General features: G+C 42.1%; 13 protein-coding genes. 7 read left to right on the forward strand and 6 right to left on the reverse strand.

All coding sequences use genetic code 11. The annotated features are described in order from the left end of the window. Positions 1-5 precede the first annotated feature (5 nt). The 3 genes from HV242_RS17855 (at position 6) to HV242_RS17865 (ending at position 2,715) form a co-directional block, all read left to right on the forward strand. Positions 6-218, forward strand: coding sequence for an AlpA family transcriptional regulator (locus tag HV242_RS17855; RefSeq protein WP_013365117.1), 213 nt, complete (start codon positions 6-8; stop codon positions 216-218). Positions 219-244: 26 nt separating this feature from the next. Further along, positions 245-1,759 (forward strand): YfjI family protein, encoded by a 1,515-nt coding sequence (locus HV242_RS17860; protein WP_181616843.1) that lies wholly within the window; start codon positions 245-247, stop codon positions 1,757-1,759. 257 nt (positions 1,760-2,016) lie between these two features. Further along, complete coding sequence (locus HV242_RS17865) at positions 2,017-2,715, forward strand: inovirus Gp2 family protein (RefSeq protein WP_181616844.1); 699 nt, start codon at positions 2,017-2,019, stop codon at positions 2,713-2,715. Positions 2,716-2,983: 268 nt separating this feature from the next. On the opposite strand, the gene HV242_RS17870 is transcribed toward HV242_RS17865, so the two are convergent. The 3 genes from HV242_RS17870 to HV242_RS17875 all read right to left on the reverse strand — a co-directional run bounded on the left by HV242_RS17870 (position 2,984) and on the right by HV242_RS17875 (position 6,803). Further along, positions 2,984-3,241 carry a hypothetical protein gene (locus HV242_RS17870; RefSeq protein WP_181616845.1) on the reverse strand — a complete coding sequence of 86 codons (258 nt, stop codon included), beginning with the start codon at positions 3,239-3,241 and terminating at the stop codon, positions 2,984-2,986. Between the two features lie 27 nt (positions 3,242-3,268). Further along, positions 3,269-3,829: a DUF6338 family protein gene (locus HV242_RS24555; protein ID WP_220131404.1), complete on the reverse strand. Its 561-nt coding sequence runs from the start codon at positions 3,827-3,829 to the stop codon at positions 3,269-3,271. Positions 3,830-4,127: 298 nt separating this feature from the next. Further along, entirely contained in the window at positions 4,128-6,803 is a 2,676-nt protein-coding gene (locus HV242_RS17875; protein WP_071701240.1) for a TrlF family AAA-like ATPase, read from the reverse strand. Between the two features lie 946 nt (positions 6,804-7,749). On the opposite strand from HV242_RS17875, the gene HV242_RS17880 reads away from it, so the two are divergent. After that, entirely contained in the window at positions 7,750-8,718 is a 969-nt protein-coding gene (locus tag HV242_RS17880; RefSeq protein ID WP_181616846.1) for a hypothetical protein, read from the forward strand. Positions 8,719-8,840: 122 nt separating this feature from the next. Then, a complete protein-coding gene (locus HV242_RS17885) occupies positions 8,841-9,479 on the forward strand; it encodes a poly-gamma-glutamate hydrolase family protein (RefSeq protein ID WP_201796831.1) in 639 nt (212 codons plus the stop codon). Between the two features lie 532 nt (positions 9,480-10,011). Here HV242_RS17885 and HV242_RS17890 read toward each other — a convergent pair. The 3 genes from HV242_RS17890 to HV242_RS24560 form a co-directional block, all read right to left on the reverse strand. Continuing rightward, positions 10,012-10,869: a DUF2971 domain-containing protein gene (locus HV242_RS17890; protein ID WP_181616847.1), complete on the reverse strand. Its 858-nt coding sequence runs from the start codon at positions 10,867-10,869 to the stop codon at positions 10,012-10,014. A gap of 720 nt (positions 10,870-11,589) precedes the next feature. After that, a complete protein-coding gene (locus HV242_RS17895; protein WP_181616848.1) occupies positions 11,590-16,701 on the reverse strand; it encodes a hypothetical protein in 5,112 nt (1,703 codons plus the stop codon). Position 16,702: 1 nt separating this feature from the next. Next, a complete protein-coding gene (locus HV242_RS24560; protein ID WP_019106758.1) occupies positions 16,703-16,927 on the reverse strand; it encodes a hypothetical protein in 225 nt (74 codons plus the stop codon). Between the two features lie 404 nt (positions 16,928-17,331). Between HV242_RS24560 and HV242_RS17905 the strand changes: the two genes are divergently transcribed. Further along, positions 17,332-18,195, forward strand: a complete 864-nt coding sequence (locus tag HV242_RS17905; protein WP_181616849.1) for a GTPase family protein — start codon at positions 17,332-17,334, stop codon at positions 18,193-18,195. A gap of 96 nt (positions 18,196-18,291) precedes the next feature. Then, complete coding sequence (locus tag HV242_RS17910; RefSeq protein WP_181616937.1) at positions 18,292-19,116, forward strand: DUF932 domain-containing protein; 825 nt, start codon at positions 18,292-18,294, stop codon at positions 19,114-19,116. Positions 19,117-19,316: the final 200 nt, after the last annotated feature.

Raw genomic sequence — 19,316 nt, forward strand, 5'->3', positions numbered from 1 at the left:
CTAGTATGAACACTTCATCAGCAGTCAGGATACTCCGCTTACCTGCTGTTATCCATAAAACTGGTATCTCACGAGCCACGATCTATGACTGGTTGAACCCGAGATCGCCACGCTATGATCCAACGTTCCCAAAGAAAAGAAAGCTTGGAACACAATCAGTTGGATGGCTTGAATCAGAAATTGATGAGTGGTTGTTACATCGTAGTCTTATTAATTAATTCTAAAGAGGAGTTAGATCGGATGTATGTCTAAAAAAAACAGTTCAACGCAAAATAAAGAATTAGTACTAAACTTCCAGACGCTTCCCACTTTTGCACAGCGATTGATAAGTTACATACATTACAAAACAGGAGCTCCCGCTGAGCTAATTTTAATAGTATCAATTGGGGTAATGGCATTTTCCTGCCAGGATAAATTTGATGTTCAGCTTAAAAATGGGAGAACATTTACATCACTTTACCTCCTTTTATTAGCACGATCAGGTAGCAGGAAGTCAACGGTATTCAAAGCACTGATGGAAATAATCCATCAAATGGAAAAAGAACTGAAGAATATCTTTCTGGAAAAGGAAAAACTTTATGAACTGAAAAAAGTATCTTGGGATACGGAATTAAAAGAACTTAAAAAGCAATTTAGCAAAGCTGTTCGCCAGAAGGTTGATGTAGCTGAAACACGCGAAGCACTGGAGGAATGTCAGAAAAGTGGACCGATAGCACCGGTTAGAAAGTATCTTACTAAAAATGATTCAACAAGTGAGGGACTTAAAAAGACATTAGCTCTGGGATCTCCGTCATTGATGCTCTGTTCTGATGAAGCCGGAGGTGTGTTTGACAGTAGCCTTTTTCGCGATATATCAGTTCTCAACTCTCTTTGGGGAGAAGGGAGAATTTCAGACAGCAGAGCATCTCGTGACAGCTATGATGTTGATGATGTCCGCCTGACCATATTGCTGTTACTGCAACCTGCAATATTTAACGATTTTCTAGGAAAGCAAGGAAACAAATTAAGAAACTCAGGGTTCTTAGCCCGTTTATTACTAATTAATCTGGAGCAAATACCTAAACCATGCGATATCCCTGATATATGTTCATGGTCTGATGAGCCAGGGCTTGATGGCTTTTTCTCTATTCTTGTTAAGCATTTGCAAGACGGCATACAGCGTAGAGAAAACAATGAAGAACGTATCTGTATTACTTTATCTGAAGAGGCAAAAGCGCTATGGGAAACACAAAATAAGCGAATCAGGGAACTTATGCAACCAGGAGGTGAGTTGCATCACTATGATGATTTTGGTTCCAGAATTATGGAGCAAGCTACGCGAATCGCAGCAGTAATGCAAATGTTTATTACACCCGACTCACCAATAATTACTAGGGATACTTTTCTGTCAGCAGCTAAAATAAGTGAATGGTGTATTACCCATTTAATTTTAAAAGTAGATTCTACCAGAAAACCTAGTGAGAAAGAAAAGTTGCTATTTTGGCTTGAGGAACATGTTATCAGTAATAAATCTTACGATTTCAGGAGGCACACTATTCGTAGAGATGGTCCAAGCTCTCTTAGAAGCATAGAGCGCCTGATACCCGTTTTAAAGGAACTTGAAAAAGATGAAAAGGTGCAGTTATTTAAAGAGGATGGCATTGACTATGTGAAATTCACTGGTTCAGAAGTGAAATATGGTGATTTAGCTAAAGCATTAAACATACCGTTAATTTCATCTGGATCTATTGGCTTTAATAAACTACCAAGAAACGAATAACTTCAGAGTAGCTGAAGTCTTTCTAGATAATATTGATTTATTTCAAAGCCCTGTAACTCTGCGACCTGGGTTTAAATTATTAAGGAGGGCAATTCATGATTTTAAAGTGGTATATGTAATATATCTTAGCTAAGGTTCCATGCCTAATTATTACTTAATAATACTAACTCCCGTCAGGGGTTATATCCAACATCACATGGGTAGCGTGAGGGCTACCCATTATCCAAAGATTATTATTTACAAACTTAAGGATTATTATGGAATCACATTATTCACTTACCAATGAAGAAATCGTCATACTTACGACGGAATCTTCCAGACTGTATGATTCACCCATTGATAGCTATATACTCAACGAATTACTGAACATGGTCTACGATGCGCTGGAAAAGCATAAGCGAATAATGGCTGTTCGTACTGACCTGAGATTCGCACAGTCTCATGTAACTGGAGAGCCTGACTTACCGCTGTGCTTCCAGCGAGATGATATGCAGGCAATCACCCGCTTCACAGAGTCACTGAAAAGCCAACTACGGGCGGATCACAACCGGTCCAGAAGACCGGGAGATCCGACATTGCCATCTTATGGATGGTGCAGGGAACGCGATACAAGCGAACATCCCCATTATCACCTGATGTTGTTGTTCAACGGAGATGTCTACAGGTATCTTGGCAATTACAAAGACCGCAATGGTGATAACATGTCTACCCGGATACAGAAAGCCTGGTGCAGTGCTGTAGGGCTTGCCCACGAAGATTACGCAACATTAGCTGAATTTCCTCCCAATGCTGTTTATAGGTTTAGCCGATTCGACGCCTTGGATCGTAGCCCAGTCTACTGGGATTTCCTGATTCGACTGGCGTATCTGGCGAAAACCAGGACCAAAGATACCTACAGCGGTTACCGTAACTTTGGCACAAGCCATTGCTTACGATTAGGAAGATTTACTTGCTAATGGATCTTCTGGTAGGGGCTGCTCCCCCTACCAACTCAGTAGTATAACCCTCACATCCCCCAGCAAAAAATAAGATAATATGCCTCAGGACCCTGCTACAACCTGCTACATGTAGCAGGTTGTAGCAGCCTTCAGAGATCAGGGCGTACATTTTTGGGCTAATAGCTACAGGTACGCCACAGCGTAGAACTAATGTTCTAAATGGTGCTGGATAGGTTAAAAAACTAGAGGGAATATTATAGCGTGGGCACCCACGCTATAATTTAGATTATGGTTTTTGAGGGGGAGGTGCTACCGGACGGGTCTGTGACGGGGGTTGGTAGCCATGTTTCTCTGGTTCTGGAAGGCTTGATTGCTGCTGCATAGTTATCGGTGAGTTAAAAAAACCTGCACTACCGTGATTTTGTGGTTGATAGCCATTGATGGCAAGGTGTTCACCAGAAATTCTAGGTTGGTAGCCTTCCATCATCGGTTGATAGCCATCTGTGTTTAGCTGCTCATTATTTGTTTTTTTAATATCAGTCAATTTATGTCACCTTTTGCTGTGTTTAAATTAAATAGAGTAAAACTCTATCGTAAGAATATCTGTGGTCAGAACTAGTACTCCTAAGGTCCGCTCTTTACGTCGTTCGAATCCCCCATCTTCATTAACGTGCCAACTTTCACTCAAAAAAATTTGCTCTGGCTCCGGACTACTTGAGGCGAATGCATTCCCAGAGTATAGTCCCCCGATTCTTTTTCCATCTTTAAGGGTAATAATCACCCAGCAGGCAGGTGCATTGCTAAAGAAAAAATCCCACGGCCTACCCACTGGATGTGGTAATCTTTTTCTAAAAAACTGTGACAGCTTCAATTTATGCAGAGTCACTGGCAGTAGTAAAGGGGATATTAAAAAAACAAAAAGGTACAATGAATAGTATAAAAAAGGAGAATAATTAAACAAGTCATTCTTTTCAGAAAAATAGACTGGCAAAAACCAAAGCGCGTAATTAATGCAGCTATAGGCTACAGCATCGATAATTATTTTAGATGAGTCTTTTTTAACAGATGGATGAAGCGCCTCATAAACCTTAATACTAACAAACCTGGCACAACAAAAAGAATAAAAATAAATAGCTTATTAAAATCCCAGATATCCATACTCACCCCTATCATTTTTTAAGCATTGTACACTTACAGGTATAGAGATGATCAAATTTTTTTGTCGCCCATACCAAGATCTTATCATCAATAACGAAATTGACATTCTGAAGTGGAGAGGACTTTAGGCCGGTAACACCGAAATGCAGCTAGCGTAGATAATGGCTGATATCACAATACTATGATTTCACAGCGACGCGTGCTTCATGCGAAGTCGGATCTCTGCAGGCCATTGTAAAATGCCCTTCAGAGACCCGGGATAATCTTCCTATCTAGGGATTGAGCCAGAGCATACCGTATTTCTGCTCCCGGGCCTCAAATGCGTGGCGCCCCCCTTCAAGCACATCGCAGATTGCCCTGCGCATGCTGTTTGGTGCGTCATGATCGCCGTACTCCAGTGCCCCGGCCCGGTAACTGATCACCTCTTCATCGTTTGTGGCAATGATCACCTGTTCTGCATCACAGTTCACCACCAGGTTAGCATTATGAGTCACTATGATGACCTGACGATACTGTTTGATTTTCCGAAATAACGGCACCAGATTGTGCATGATGAAATCGTTATCCAGATCATCCTCCGGCTGGTCAAAGACAAAAGGTGAGCCAAACGCATCCGTAGCCAGTTTGAGGCAGACATAAAAGGTTCCGCGCTGACCGGCAGACAGTTTCTCGACGGTTTTTCCCTTGTATTCAAACTCCGCCCTGACGCTCAGGTATTGCTGGATATGTTCCGGACTAAAGAGGAAGTTCAGGAGAGCATACGGCCCCTGACTATTAAAATACTCACTGCGCCACAGAAATTCTTCAATGGATAGTTTCCTGTCGGGGCATTCCGGTAGTGCAATTACGGGAGTATTAGAGAGCAGTGCATGTAAATCTGCAATGGTTTGTACCCGGAACACATCGCGCAGCCGTTCAACAGACGTCTGTTCAGTAGAAGCCCTGAACCGGCCGCGGTTCATATGATCCAGCATGCCATTGTAAAACGCCGCCACATCAAAATGAGGCCGGCCATAAATACGAATGTCCGTCAGAATATCCTGGATTAGCGCTTGTTGATCGTGGGTCAGGTGCTGTCTGGTAGCCAGCGAGGCATAGGCAGCATCGATAACCGCCTGCCTTGCCAGCAGCGTGTCAATAAACGCGGTAGCCAGTTCGCCTCGCTGGAGTAACTCCTGCTGATATTGTGTCTCCCGGGCGTCGATAGTCCCTAGGTGTTCCTCAGCCCGATCCGCCTGCAACTGATATTCCTGCACCTTCTCCAGCAATCCCGGGATATCTTGACCCAGCCCCTGCTCCTGAAACGACGCAATAATACGGTGATTATCCTCGGCAAGCCGGGCAGTATGCTCGTCAATGCTAGCCTGCTTTGCCCCGACAGCGGCGGCCAGCAATGACAGATCAGGGTACGGGATAACTGTGCCGTCATCGACGGCAGCATTGACGGCGTCAATCTTTGTAATCAGATCCCGGGCGGCAGTCTCAATTGCTGTTTGCAGCCCGGTGGTGTGTTTTCTGGCCTGTGCCAAGGTAGCCTGCTGGCCGCTGTTGTCACGAAACTGCGCGATCAGCTCCCTGTTACGGGTGCTGGTCAGGACATCAATTTTTTCACGGGCCGTTCTCGCCAATGCTTCCTGAAATGCTCGTGTATTGATTGACTCATCACGCTCATTTTTAAAAGTAAGAAACTCACGCCATGCGCGCCAGGCACTGAGGTTTTCGTTCAACTGAATGCCCGTACTGCCAGCCTCATGATGAGGAGACAGTCGCAGCATTTTTTTAATCTCATCGCTGATAAGACCGGGCTCTTGGCAGAGTTTTTTGATTTCGCCCTGCGATACATGGAGGTATTCATACCCTTCTGAATGTGCATCAAAGCGCACCTTTTCCCCGTTAGCCTTGTCCAGTTCAACGCAGAGATTCTGCACATTCACCGCACGTTGCTCACTTCCCCTAGCGGCGGCTCCGGCAAACCGGGAACGAAGCGCATCTAGGAGCAGACTTTTTCCGGTTCCCCGGCCTCCGATAATAGCGACCATGTCCTGGCTCAGGGGGATTGCCAGTTGCCGGAAACGGATCTCTTGCCCATCAAATATTGTCCCTTCCACCTCGATCTTACTGAAGTGGGCCTTGGGTGTGCGGGTAGCCAGCCAGTCATCACCTATCCTCAGCCGCGACTCGGGTTCAAGCAGAGCCTGCCGGAGCCCCTCAAAGGTAGGCATCGCCTTTACCCACGTATAACGCCCACCAATCTGTGCCACGCTGTGCGCGTCCGAACATAGAAAAACGGGTTTGATTGTGGCACCGGGATAACGGTCGCTTCGCAGATAAAATGCACGATCGGCGGCACCACCGAAAATTATCTGTCCTTGGCGGTCAATCTCAGTCGCGGCGGCTGCGGACCGTCCGGTGGACCCCGGACGATATCCGCCGTAGCCGTTGGGGCACACGGCAATCAGAAAATCCTGGAATGGACGCAGCGCGGAATTAAGATGAGAAGTCAGCTCTGCCAGTGCAACCGTGATGGTATCGACAGCGTGTCCGCTGTCGCCAACGCTTTTCTCACAGCAATAGACATTCTTCCCCCCGCCGTCCGTCAGCCTGATCGGAAGGCGGGAAAGGGCTTCATTGATGCGCTCGGTTGATAGCTTTTCAGAAAAAAGAATATGGATGTTAATAAACTGGTCATCCCGGTTCTGCTGATCGAGACGAAACTCCACGTTGGCTAGTACCGTTATCTCCAGCCCCTGCCGGGCAACCTCTTCCCGGATGATTTCCAGTTCGTTCTGTCGGAAATAAAAGTAGTTCGTTACGGCGATGAGGGAAAGTTGATGCTCCCCCAGCGTGCGAACATAATTTTCAATATCGTCGGGAGGATAGTTGTTTGCCAGCCACGTCAGAGGACTGTGGATGTGTAAATCCCATTTATTCCATTGTGAGCCAATCACTGGCGGCTCCTTCATACAGAAAGTGTATCCGCCATCTTAATGGAGTTAAAACGTCACGGCTACGGGATTAACGCACTCACGTGGAGCAGATTTGATCCGGCGCGCTTTTATCATTTACTGAGGGCAGAGACATGAAGTAACCCGTGTTCCAGAGATAAGATATCTGAAGTGGTCTTTTTTGGCCGATGATACGACCTTTGTTCCATGGAGCCTTGTTCATACTCAGACCTCCCACATTGCAGGAGGTCTGAGTATGGTTATCCCTCATGAGCGAAGTATAATCATTCGCACCCTGAGAATTACACTTTGAAGTGATTCAGGGTATGCGCTTACTGGTTACTGCCGTTTTCCTGAAAGGTAAGCGAAGCCAGAGAGAGCAATGAGGAATCTTTACCACACCTGAAGTTTGTCCAAAGAAAGCTGATAGCTTCTAAAAGTAGTGATGTGTTCTTACAGAACAGATCAAAACTGTTGGATTTTACTTTGAATAGAGTTGTTGATAAGCCGCAAGAACTTGATATTTTTCAGCTGTTTGATGGCGATAAGTTCGACGTTAAAGGATTCACAAGTGAGCCCATCATAGAGCCTTAGATGAAGCTCCAAAATGTGGGAAGGCCCTTAATTAGTAGTTGTGAAAAATTTCCTTAAACTTGGAGCCGCTAATGGTTAGAATAGGTTCACGGAGCGCGGGAGGGCAGGTTTCACTGGCGTTAGCGAATTTACTCCATTACAAAGCGTTATAATTAGTCTTATCATTTATTGAGTTTCATAGATATGATTGTATTTTTTGTGCGTAATAATGGGGATTTCACCGCTTTTAAAATTGCAACAACTAGACAGCCCAGAAGAATCAAGTATTTTATCTGTACTGTTTCAAGAAAAATAAATGTTTGTCGGTGCCTGAGATTGAAGCAGATATTTTAACGCCGTATCTAAAGGATATATAATGAAAAAAGAAGGGTTCTTACAAAAAGCGTCGTTACATGCACGACTATCGCATCCTATAATTAGTGCTTATGAATTTGAATTCATAAGGAAGGATGAATCTTTTCAAAGAATTATCGAGCCAAGTTCATTATATATTATTGCACAGCGACCACTATTAAAAATAAGAAACGTTGCTATAGTAGAGAATAATGATAAAAATGATTCTGAGGTGTACTTTGAAATCTACGATAACTCGAATAATGAACCATTAAAATGCTTTGTTCTTTTTAACATCGAAGATTGCTTGGTAGATGATGATGTGATGCTTCGACCTCATTATTTCGAAAATAATGATATGTTACTGAAGAAAAATGAAGACATTGCTGCGATTGAACTCCTTGATAATAAAGGAGGTACGGTTTTTTATCTTAGTCCGCAACGTTTTCTTTATTTTTATTTTAATAAAAAAATAATTGCCAGAATTAATGGGGAACTCCACAAATATATAGATTATGAAGTCCATTATATTGGTCAGTCTTTCGAGCAAGAAATATGGCAAAGGCTAACAGGTCATGAGAAACTTCAAAAAATAATGACACTACAGAGACCTTTAGACGCTTTACTACCTCATGCACCATTTGAAATATCACTAATGCTCTTATCTGTTGAATCGCTTGAAGTAGCTAGTATTTTTGATTCAAATGGTTTTTTTTCCTCTAACCTAAAAAAACCAATTTATCATGACCTTTCTAATTTTGAACGTATTTATGATCTAGATAAGATTAATGCAGAGCATACTAATGAATTTGAGGCTGCATTGATAAATGTATTAAAACCCGCATATAATTCAATACTTTACAAGAATTATCCTTTCATAAAAAAAGGATTAAGAAGTCAAGGATATTCCGACTGTGAGTTTATTATTTCTCACTTTCCGGTGCTTCTTTATACTAAACATGCAGTACTTCCACCAGTATTTGAAGAGTAAGGTCTGATTTGATGCGTAATATATCTATTTTTAACGATGATGTGTATATTTTAATTGTGAGTGGTTTTTCTTTGCGCTTTTTTTCATTTTGCTAGTAGTGGGTGTAAAGTTCAGGTAGTTTCATGGTCATTCAGGAGCTTAGACCGTGGCAATGGCATTTATCTAGGAGACGCTATATCGTGGCAGACAAGTATATGAATTTTCAACAACTTTCATCATCAGAGTCCAGAGGGGCGTATCGAATTGAGCTTCGACAAAATGGTTCATCGATAGCTTTGATTGCTCCTCACGCTGGAAAAATTGAACCTGGCACATCAGAAATTTGTAGATATATTGCTGGAGATGATCTTACCTACTATCTATTCGAAGGAGCTAAACTAAGTAATAATTCTGATCTTCACATTACTAGTTCGCGATTTGATGAACCACAAGGTTTAGCTATAGCTGAATCCGCCCGCTTTATTATAACTTTCCATGGACAGTCTGGTGAAGGGTTATTCGTCAATGTTGGTGGTTTAGCAAGTGATCTCTGCCAGGTAGTAATTGAGTCTCTCATTAAAGGCGGATATTTTGCAGAACGGCAAGCTGACCGTTCGCTTCAAGGTTTAGATAAGGACAATATCTGCAATCGTGGATCTTCGAAACAAGGAGTTCAGCTAGAAATATCTCGTGGACTTAGAAATAAGATAATTTCTGATATATCTGAAATGAAGCGTTTCGGTCTTGCAATAAGATCCGCATTACGTCAATGTGGTCATTAATTTGTATTTTCTGCCTCACCTGGATAAGAAATCGATTAGAGTCTCTCCATCTTACCATGTACTGAAACCCTGCTGTGGATTGCGAGCAATCGCTATAGGGCTGTCGGCAAATCTTCGTTCGTCTGTGAGCAGCCAAAAAATCCATTGCTTTCGGGCACCAGTGCAGACACGATTCAACCATCACCAGCATGCCAACACAGGCTATGACTATCTTGTCGTGATCGATCTCACTAAGCTTGAGGTGATGTACGAAGTTCCACAGGCCCAATAGCGAATCGATTGGGCTGCCGTGGGAACTCCAGGTCGATAGATTGAGAGATAGTCTTTAAGTGTATTAGCTCGGACTCGAACTGACAGTTTCCGCAGACAGTATACAAAAGAATCAGACCGTCCGCTCTGAGCGAAAAGCGGACATTAACGCCCAATTAAGGTGTGAAGCACGCAACCACGAAACTCAATTTGATTACAGTAAACACTGAAACCAACCCAAAACAAAAATGCCAAGAGTGCTGAATCACTCTTAAATTTTTTGTTAGGTGTCTTCGGTCCCATACTCAATTAGTTTCAAAATACCTTCACAATCTAACTTTGTTATTATCTCGATCGTTCTTAAATCATAAGTAGTTGGAGATAACCTCATTTCGTTAATAATTATGCCTTTACCTTCAAGCTTTTCAATTAACTTATTTTTTATTTCTTTCGGTACTTGACTACCGATAAATACTTCAGCAATTTGGTTTTTCTTTAATTTTACCAATTGGGTATCTGTATTAGAGATCAACATAACTGCACGAACTTCATCCTCATACTCCCAAACTTTTGACTTGGTCAATGTGAAACCAGGCACTTTTTTATCAATAACATTTTCTACAAAATCGAATTGTGGTGGTCGCACATTACTATACCGTACCGGAAACAATGGAAAGTATGTCTCATTACTCCTGGCCCTGACTTTTTTAAACTGGTCTGTTTCCACATGCAACACGTCATTATTTTCGATATTTTTATATGTTTTTAATGCGATACATATTCCTTTATGATTATCACCGTAATGAGACCACATTAAAAAATTTTTATGATCTCTCGTAGCACAGAATACTGCGAAATTATCTCGAAATTTTTCAATAAACAACTTTTCAATTTCTTGCTCAGAAGTTGAAGCTATAGCCTTCTTAAAACCTTCTCCAACTTCAAGCGGTAATACTTCATTGCAATATCGTTCGATTGCCTCAGGAGCTAAATTAATTGTGGGTAAAAAGTCATACGGATCATTAAAATTTTCTGCCTTTGAAAAAAATATTCGATTATTCATCAATATATCTAGCGTGTATTTATCCAACTCCATAGTTGCAGAGTCATATAGCTTTCTATACTTAAAAATCAACGACATAGCTTTACCTAGCACAGGAGTGATGAAAACAACTTAATCATATGTTTTTATTGTAAATTTAACAAACAAAAATCCTTCCTACACACAAGCAATTTGGGTGAGATCATTCTTCTAAGCAGAACGTTGAACACATAGCATAGAAAAATGATTTTGTAGAAAAGTGTTCACCCTATTCACCTTTGCTATTTGTGTAATAAATTTCAATAGCTTAATCGGTGATCAGTTAGACCGTGACTCTTCACCACTCTTCACCCCGGGTGACACTCTTATCTCAAAGCCCAAAATCTGGCCTGAGCCTGCTCAGTGGTTTTGGGTGGCTAAGGTGCTCAGACTGAGCTGTTCACATTCAAGCAGAGAGTTAAGCCATCGTAAAATTTGTATGACGGTTATGAGCGAGGAGCGGACATTGCTAACAGCGTTCTAGGTGAACCCGCGAGGCACAGGTTACGCAATGCCGGTTGGCCTACCATCAAACCGAAGGTCAGAATTTCGCTCATCACCTTAATCTCGATACAGTTTGGTGGTTATTGAGATACCATTGGCCATTGATGTGATGGACTTGCCTCTTTTCCAGTGCAAATCCATCAAAGCTCAATGAACCTATCTGTCTGAGCATACTGAACTTTTGATCTAGTCATTTACTAATAAAAGATCGAAGAATCGCTTCTTTATACTCAGCTGAGCCATCACCATCTTTTAAAAAATTGTCACTGTTACCCTCTAGGCTAAAATCTTTCGAGAACGAATCAATTCTTCACGTAAGTAATAAGCTCTAGCAGAGCCAGTTTCTACAATTCCTGTTAAGAGAAGCAGGCATATATCGTACATTCTTCTACTGAGAGTTCCGCGATTTTCTATCTGCAAAAATCTTCCAACCACCATTTCTATATAAAATGCTGTATTGACTTGCTTCCCGATAATATGTCGATTGGCACTATAATGCTCAGCTAAAATCAGAATGCCTTCTTCGAAGAATACGTTGTAGAAGTTATAAATCAATGAAGACAAGGCTTCAAACACATGGCTATTATGTGCAGATTGCCTAGCAAAACCGAGCAAATATTTAGCACCTCGCTTCATATCTTTCTCTTCATTCTCATGTCCTTGCCAAGGGCAATCCGCATACATCATTCCACGCAGGAGCTGATTTAGGTCATTCTGTAAACCGATATAACGATCATTAACATCATTCAAAGCTATCTTGTGCGCTTCTGGTGCTAACAGGCACCAAAGTGCCCATATAGCATCATAATCACCTTCTTTTTCTACAGCGACATGATAGGAGAGTGTTAAAGAATAAATGAAGCCGGGAGCTTTTGTACACCCTAACACCAATAGATCTTTAAAGGGCATGAAGTTATTGTTTCTTGAAGAAACAACATGTTCAGAGAGACAGTCTTGAATCTGCTTTTTAATTTCATAATTTATCTTTTCATCATCACTCGAACGATGGTTTTGATACTCCGTATCAAATACAAAACTCATTAACCTATTGACCAACTGAATTTGCATCTCATCCTTAGTACAGTAAGGAACCATTAGCATTGGTAAATGAATAAACCACGAACAGTGGCTTTCCAAAGATATATCGTTAACTGAAAGCTTAAACTTTCCCTCAATCAAGTCGTTACGAAAAGTCGTTAAAAGATCATTCCATTTTTCGAGTGCGGCTTGCAATTCAGCACCTTGTAAATGATAAAACCTACGTACCTCACTATCTTCCCTTCGTAATCTGGCATACTCAACTATTCCACCTATACAACGGGATGCTAATTCAGCGTCTCTAGACCAAAGAAACTCTCTTACTCCCTTAGCAGCACAAGCACTAACGTTCAGGTTCTCATGCGTTAATGCTGTAGCTAACGCAAACTTCAAATATTCTATTTGTTCTGAATCTAGATCTAAATCAAATAACTTAGGTAAGACAAATGCGCATGCTCCAGAGCCATAATAATCAGTCTTATCATGTGCAGCTGTCCCATTCATATTGTCTGCGTGCATGAATATTGATTCTAGGATGATTTCTAAGCACCACTTTTTATCTTCGTAGCTCAATTCTAAAAGAACATCACGAACACAAACCGCTGCAACAGTTGTGATTGCGCCAACCGCCATATCAGCAAAGTTGTGTACTTCACCTTTTTGGAGGGCGCTGAGCAATCCCTTAGTAGCTATTAACGCATCCTGATATGAAGAGAAGTATTTTTCTTCTAGTAATTTCTCATCGAATAGTTTTTTACCCCATAACTTTAAACTAGTTACGGTGTTATCCATTGCGTGCTTTACATTAAATTCTTGTTGATCCAGCTTTAAATCTTCCGGAAGCTCTGATGAGCTTTGAAACAATACTCTGTCATTTTCTTTGTCTTCAACTACTTCCCAAGTCCTTGTATCGACTCTGTGCACCATATACCGAAGATTTTTTTCATTACTTGCAGTAGCTTCATTTTTCAGTTCATCAACAATTTTTAAAATATCATCCCTTAACTCATTTACGAACTGAAGCCTTGTTAATAAGGTTTCTAATGACTCTTTTCTCCATGGTCGAAGTGCTGCTTCTCTTCTCTCTTCTAGGTATATTTTCGACATTGCATCCCTATTAAAACCAAAGAAATGCATCTCATTTCCACCCATTTCTTGTGTCATTCGAATCAAATCTAAATGGTATAAATCAGCAGTTTTAAGTAAAGGAAAGGCGGCTTTACCTACTTTATTAGGGAAGCCTGTGGCCACAGAAGATAAAACAGACGTAGGCATTACTGAATTACTAGAGCGAAGAACATAATCAAAAATCCAATCTATTTCATTATTCTTACCACAATTTTCAACGTGCTCAACTAACCAGTTCTCCAATGCCATAAGAGCACTCTGTAATAAGTAGGGCAACGTAGACTGCCCTCTATATCCCTTCCAGAGGTGGGGAGATGCATACTGTTTAACTACTGTGCCATCATTCAGGGTTATATCGACTTGTTTAGCTACTGTTTCGAAGGCGTAAATAGTGTCTTCTTCATTGTCTTGAGTTTTAGAAAAATCCGATTCTGAATATTTTTGTGCTGTCAAATTGCACAATCTAATAATGAAATCCAAGCCTAGCCTTGGCTTGAATTGAAGAAGATATTTGAAAGGGCCTTTGGCACCGCTTGCAGGGAAAAAATCTCGTTTTGTATCTAGCCCAAATGATTCCTCTACGTCTACACGATATGACCCGTAGCCATAATCGTTCTCTTCGGATTTTTCCAACAGCCACTCATGCATTGAAAGTTTAACTACGAAGTCAGGATAAAACTTACACAACATAGGAACATTGAAGCCTATAAGTGCCAAACTACTCAGTTCATCAACATAACTTAATCGTCCAGGCTTTATCTTTGAGGTGAAAACGTCCTGTTTCATCAATTCATCAAAATCATCTTTAATAGCCGTTGAAACTTTTAATAAAGAATTTAATATTTTTTTTCTTTGCCCCTCACCACGATATGAATCTTTAACCCTTTCAAGGAGCCATAAACTTAACAAACCAACCTTTTCAGACGCTTTTGGCAACTCATCATGTATATTAATGAGACCAGTCCATTCATCTATCAATTCAATAACTTGAGCGCGCACAGGACTACTCAAATTATCTTTTTCCTCATAAATAAAATGGAATAGTGCTTCCCAACCTTCTCCATATGGTTTCAGGAAAAGGGATTTGAGCAATCCCGATTTTTTATCTTTTATCAATAGTCCGTTATGTAGAGATATTGGCCTTTGACACGTTATTCTGAGAATAAAACAAAACCGTGTCAAAAGAGCACAATCATCTTTAAGAAGCTGACGCTTGAGTGAATTAAGAAATATCCCGGGAGAGTCATGCTGCATGATTGCAGAAATTGCCTCGTCCTTCCAATAACTCTCTATCTCGTCCGAAGATAATAAACCTTCTACGAATTCATTAGTTGTATCATCAAATTTTAGCTTCCTATACAGCCATAACCTGAATGCCCTACTTATCGCAGGTTCATTTCCTATATTTAACAAAAAGCTTGCAATATTATTAGAATTATCAAAATACTCTATATCGATGAACTCTTCTAAAGCCCAATCTTCCAAAACATCATGCATAGGACTTACACAAGATGATTTTTGATCCCTGTAGATCAAATGGTCTTCTTCCAACTTTGCGATTACTTCCGGGTCAAAACCGCTTGCTCTGACACCAAAAAGCATCTTTTTAGCTCTCTCTATTGCTATTTTAATAAAGGTTGTTCTTCTTCTATCTGGCATCCCTGATTTTCTATCAGCTTCTTTTGCAACGACAGTCCGCCACACTGTATCCCTAAAGTCTTCTTCAGTATCTCCAATCCCAAATTGAGCGCCATTTTTTATAGCTCTTACAGCAATCTCAATAAAAAATGGTATTCTTAGTAGTTCTACTAATGAGTTATTAGATACTAAAGATTTTAGCTCTGGAATATGCTCGCAAACTTGCTCGACTTGACTATCTTCAAGCCCTTCAATATTCATGCTGCTAAAATTTATAGAGCAAGGCTGTAGGAAATTAAATGACAATTGTTGATAAGCATAGTCCCGGCCAGTTGCAATGATAGTCCAACCAGACTGTTTTCTAATGTATTGCAATAACTCAACAAAAGTATTTGGATAATTTAGTTCTAAAACTTTTTCTAGGGACTCTATTACGAGTACTTTTTCGTGAAGCAATGAGAAATGACTTTCAATTTCTCCCAAAGAAGATGTAATTCCCATGGAAGTGAAAACTTCATTTAAGTTACTTTTATCTAAATCTTCAGCTCTTAAGTAGAATACTGGAACATCTAAATTTTTTGTTGTGATAAAATCTTTAACAACGCCTGACTTTCCAGCCCCTCTTGCACCGGTAACAAATACAAATTCACTATCTCTATAGCAGTTAGATAGTGCTGCTAGTTGTTCTGCCCTATCAACGTGGAGTCCATTTATAGTTGTAGAAATACCTTCAAAAATATGTTTGCTGCGCTCATAAAGCTTTATCAAGTCATTCTCGAAATATAAGTGGCTTGATTTATTAAATAATCCTTTAACGTCTTCTGGTATATTACTTTGAGTTAAAACCCCCGCATTCTGGTTGAAACTTTGAACGCAGGAAACAAGTCTAGCTAAGACTAGAGAAGGTAATACATCTGAGTAACACTGAATCAATGAACAAAGTAAGTTTGCTACGATTGAATGTTCTGCGTCTAAGTCAAAAGGTAAAATCTGAAACGATTTTAAGAAAGACCACAATTCTTCTTCTGAGATAGCCACCCCGTTATTCGCATGAGTAAGTTGATCTCTAAATATTCCTAACCTTTCGAGTTTTGCTTCGCTGGTAAATCCTTGGGTTTGAGATTTCTTTATAAAATCTTCTGAGTTCGATGAAAACTTAGCCCATTCAAGTAACGGCAAAGTATTATTTATGTCAGTTTTGGGTAAGTTACCTGTTATTAACGCGATAGAATCTCTTTCTGACTTAAAGCCCACACTTTTAAAGTCCGCCCAAGCACTATTTATAACTTCTGCAAATACTGAGTTTGATGAGCCACTAATAGTTATTTCATGTTTAATCTGAGCAAAGATCTTACTTTCATTATTTGAATTGTCTGTGGCAGTCAATACAAAATCATCAGTATTTACACCATCATATTTGTTCTGGAATTTTAACTCTTTAGCCCTCATGTAGTTACTCAAACAAGGAACACAAGATTTAGTCAATAAGGATAGTGCGAAAGCTGCTTGAACTCTTGTTTCGAAATTAACTCCTCCACCGCCAGTAGAAAACGGGTTACTTTGTTTTTTTATTTCTAGACTCATTTTATGTTCTCCCTGAAGGTGGAATTTCTTTATCAAAAGGCCGGAGTATCTGCGCGGTTTCAGTATTATAAGGCAGCTCAGCCCTTTGAGTAGAGGTTTTATCCACACTAGCCATCTGTATGCCTTTCTGCCGCACATGAAAGGCGATTTGCTGCCAGCGGCGTAACCATTGTTCTTCCTTTCCCTTGTAGGCCTCTAGCTCGGCCTTGAGGCGATCTACCTCCACCTGAAGCTTTTCGGGCCTCTTTGTTCGTCTGCTCTTTGATTTTCACCAGTCCGCCCGACAGTGCTCGTTTGGCGTTGTCACAAGCGCTTTTGATCTCGGATTGCGGATGATGTGGCTGCAGGAAGGCTTGTTGTTGCGTTTCCACAGTACAAACTTAAGGCTGAGCGAGGATACGATTTAGTCTGCCGTTCAGCATTTAAAATAAACATTCTAAGACAATGGCTCTCTGAAGAATTGAGCTCTCTGAAAGATTGAATGACGGTCTAAAAAGGTTCGCTTCTTGCACAGAACGGCCTATCAGCATTCTAAAAATATTCAGATATATATCATTCAACTGAACATACCCCATTAACGGCAGAACCCCATGATTCTGCCGTTTTTGTTTTCATTTCAGAGGAGCAGTGATGAAAAAATCTGAAGGTTTTCAGTCGTTGCAGCAATCGCTTTCTGGCCTGCCACAGTGGGTATCAGAGCGTATTCTGCAGCAGATAAAGCAGCTCACAAATTACGAGCCAGTGATCGGCATTATGGGCAAAACCGGGGCGGGAAAGAGTAGTCTGTGCAATGCCCTGTTTGTCGGCGAAGTATCGCCGGTCAGCGATGTGGCGGCCTGTACCCGTGAACCTCTGCGCTTTCGTCTGCAGGTTGGCGACCGCTATATGACAATTATGGACCTACCCGGTGCTGGAGAGTCCGAACTACGGGATACTGAATATACCGCACTCTACCGTGAACAACTTCCCCGGCTCGACCTGGTGCTGTGGCTGATTAAGGCCGATGACCGGGCGCTAGCAGTGGATGAACACTTTTACCGTCAGGTGATTGGTGAGACATACCGGCACAAGGTGCTGTTTGTTATCAGTCAGTCCGACAAGGTTGAACCCACTTGCGGTGGTGAAAAGCTGTCTACAGTGCAGAAACAAAATATCAGCCGCAAAATCTGTCTGCTGCATGAGCTGTTCCAACCTGTAAACCCTGTCTGCGCGGTGTCGGTACGTTTGCAATGGGGGCTGCGGGTCATGGCGGAGCGGATGATTCGTTGCCTTCCGCGTGAGGCCAGTAGTCCGGTAGCGGTACAGCTCAGTGCGCCACTTCGTACCGATGCCGTTAATAAAAAAGCCTGCGACGATTTTGGTGAGACGGTTGGCTCGGTGTTGGACACAGTAAGTTCCATACCCCTGATACCGGCCCCGGTTCGGACAGTCATCCACTCTGTACGTGACATCGTGGTATCGGTCGCTCGTGCTGTCTGGAATTTCTTCTTCTGAACACTTAACCCTTCTAACCCGTAGTTTCCTGAGCCCTGTCGCGATTGAGCGGCAGGGCTTTTCTGTCTTTATTTTCCCATCATGAGGAGTCTGCTTATCACCCGTCTGGCTTCGCGCTTTGGCGCATCAAATCTTATCCGTCGTGACCGTCCGTTAACCCGCGAAGAGCTATTTCGTGTAGTGCCCAGTGTTTTCAGCGAAGACAAACACGAATCTCGCAGTGAACGATACACATATATACCCACGATTTCTCTCCTCGACAGTCTACAGCGTGAAGGCTTTCAGCCCTTCTTTGCCTGTCAGACCAGAGTGCGTGACCCAGGTCGCCGCGAGCACACAAAGCACATGCTGCGCCTGCGTCGGGAGGGGCAAATTACCGGCAAGCAAGTCCCGGAAATCATTCTGCTCAACTCTCATGACGGCACCAGCTCGTATCAGATGCTGCCGGGATTATTCCGTGCGGTGTGCCAGAACGGACTCGTCTGCGGTGAGTCGTTTGGCGAGGTGCGGGTGCCGCACAAAGGAGATGTCGTGAGTCAGGTGATTGAGGGGGCGTATGAAGTACTGGGGATCTTTGACCGTGTGGAAGAAAAACGTGATGCCATGCAGTCGCTGATACTGCCCCCGCCTGCACAACAGGCTCTGGCACAGGCTGCACTGACGTACCGTTTCGGTGAGGACCGCCAGCCGGTGACTGCACCTCAGATACTCTCCCCACGCCGCTGGCAGGATGAGAGCAATGATCTGTGGACCACATACCAGCGTATTCAGGAGAACCTGATTAAGGGCGGGCTCAGTGGACGGAGTGCGAAAGGCGGACGAACGCATACCCGTGCGGTGCGCGGTATTGACGGTGATGTGAAGCTCAACCGGGCTCTCTGGGTGATGGCGGAAGCGATGCTGAGTGGGTTTCAGTCCTGAGCTTGTTATCAACATGTTGGGAAGGGACATTCCCTGTCCGTTTTACCTCCATTGGATTGAGTGTTTTATCACCGCATTCCACGGAGTACCGCGTCGGGCCTGCCTCCGGTGGCAGATAAAAAATAGTTCATTCCATGTCCATACCCTGTCCGCCCCCCTCTTTAGAATCATTTCATATTCAGTCAGTTAATTATTACGGA

Source organism: Enterobacter sp. RHBSTW-00593, assembly GCF_013784105.1.
GTDB classification, from domain to species: domain Bacteria; phylum Pseudomonadota; class Gammaproteobacteria; order Enterobacterales; family Enterobacteriaceae; genus Enterobacter; species Enterobacter ludwigii.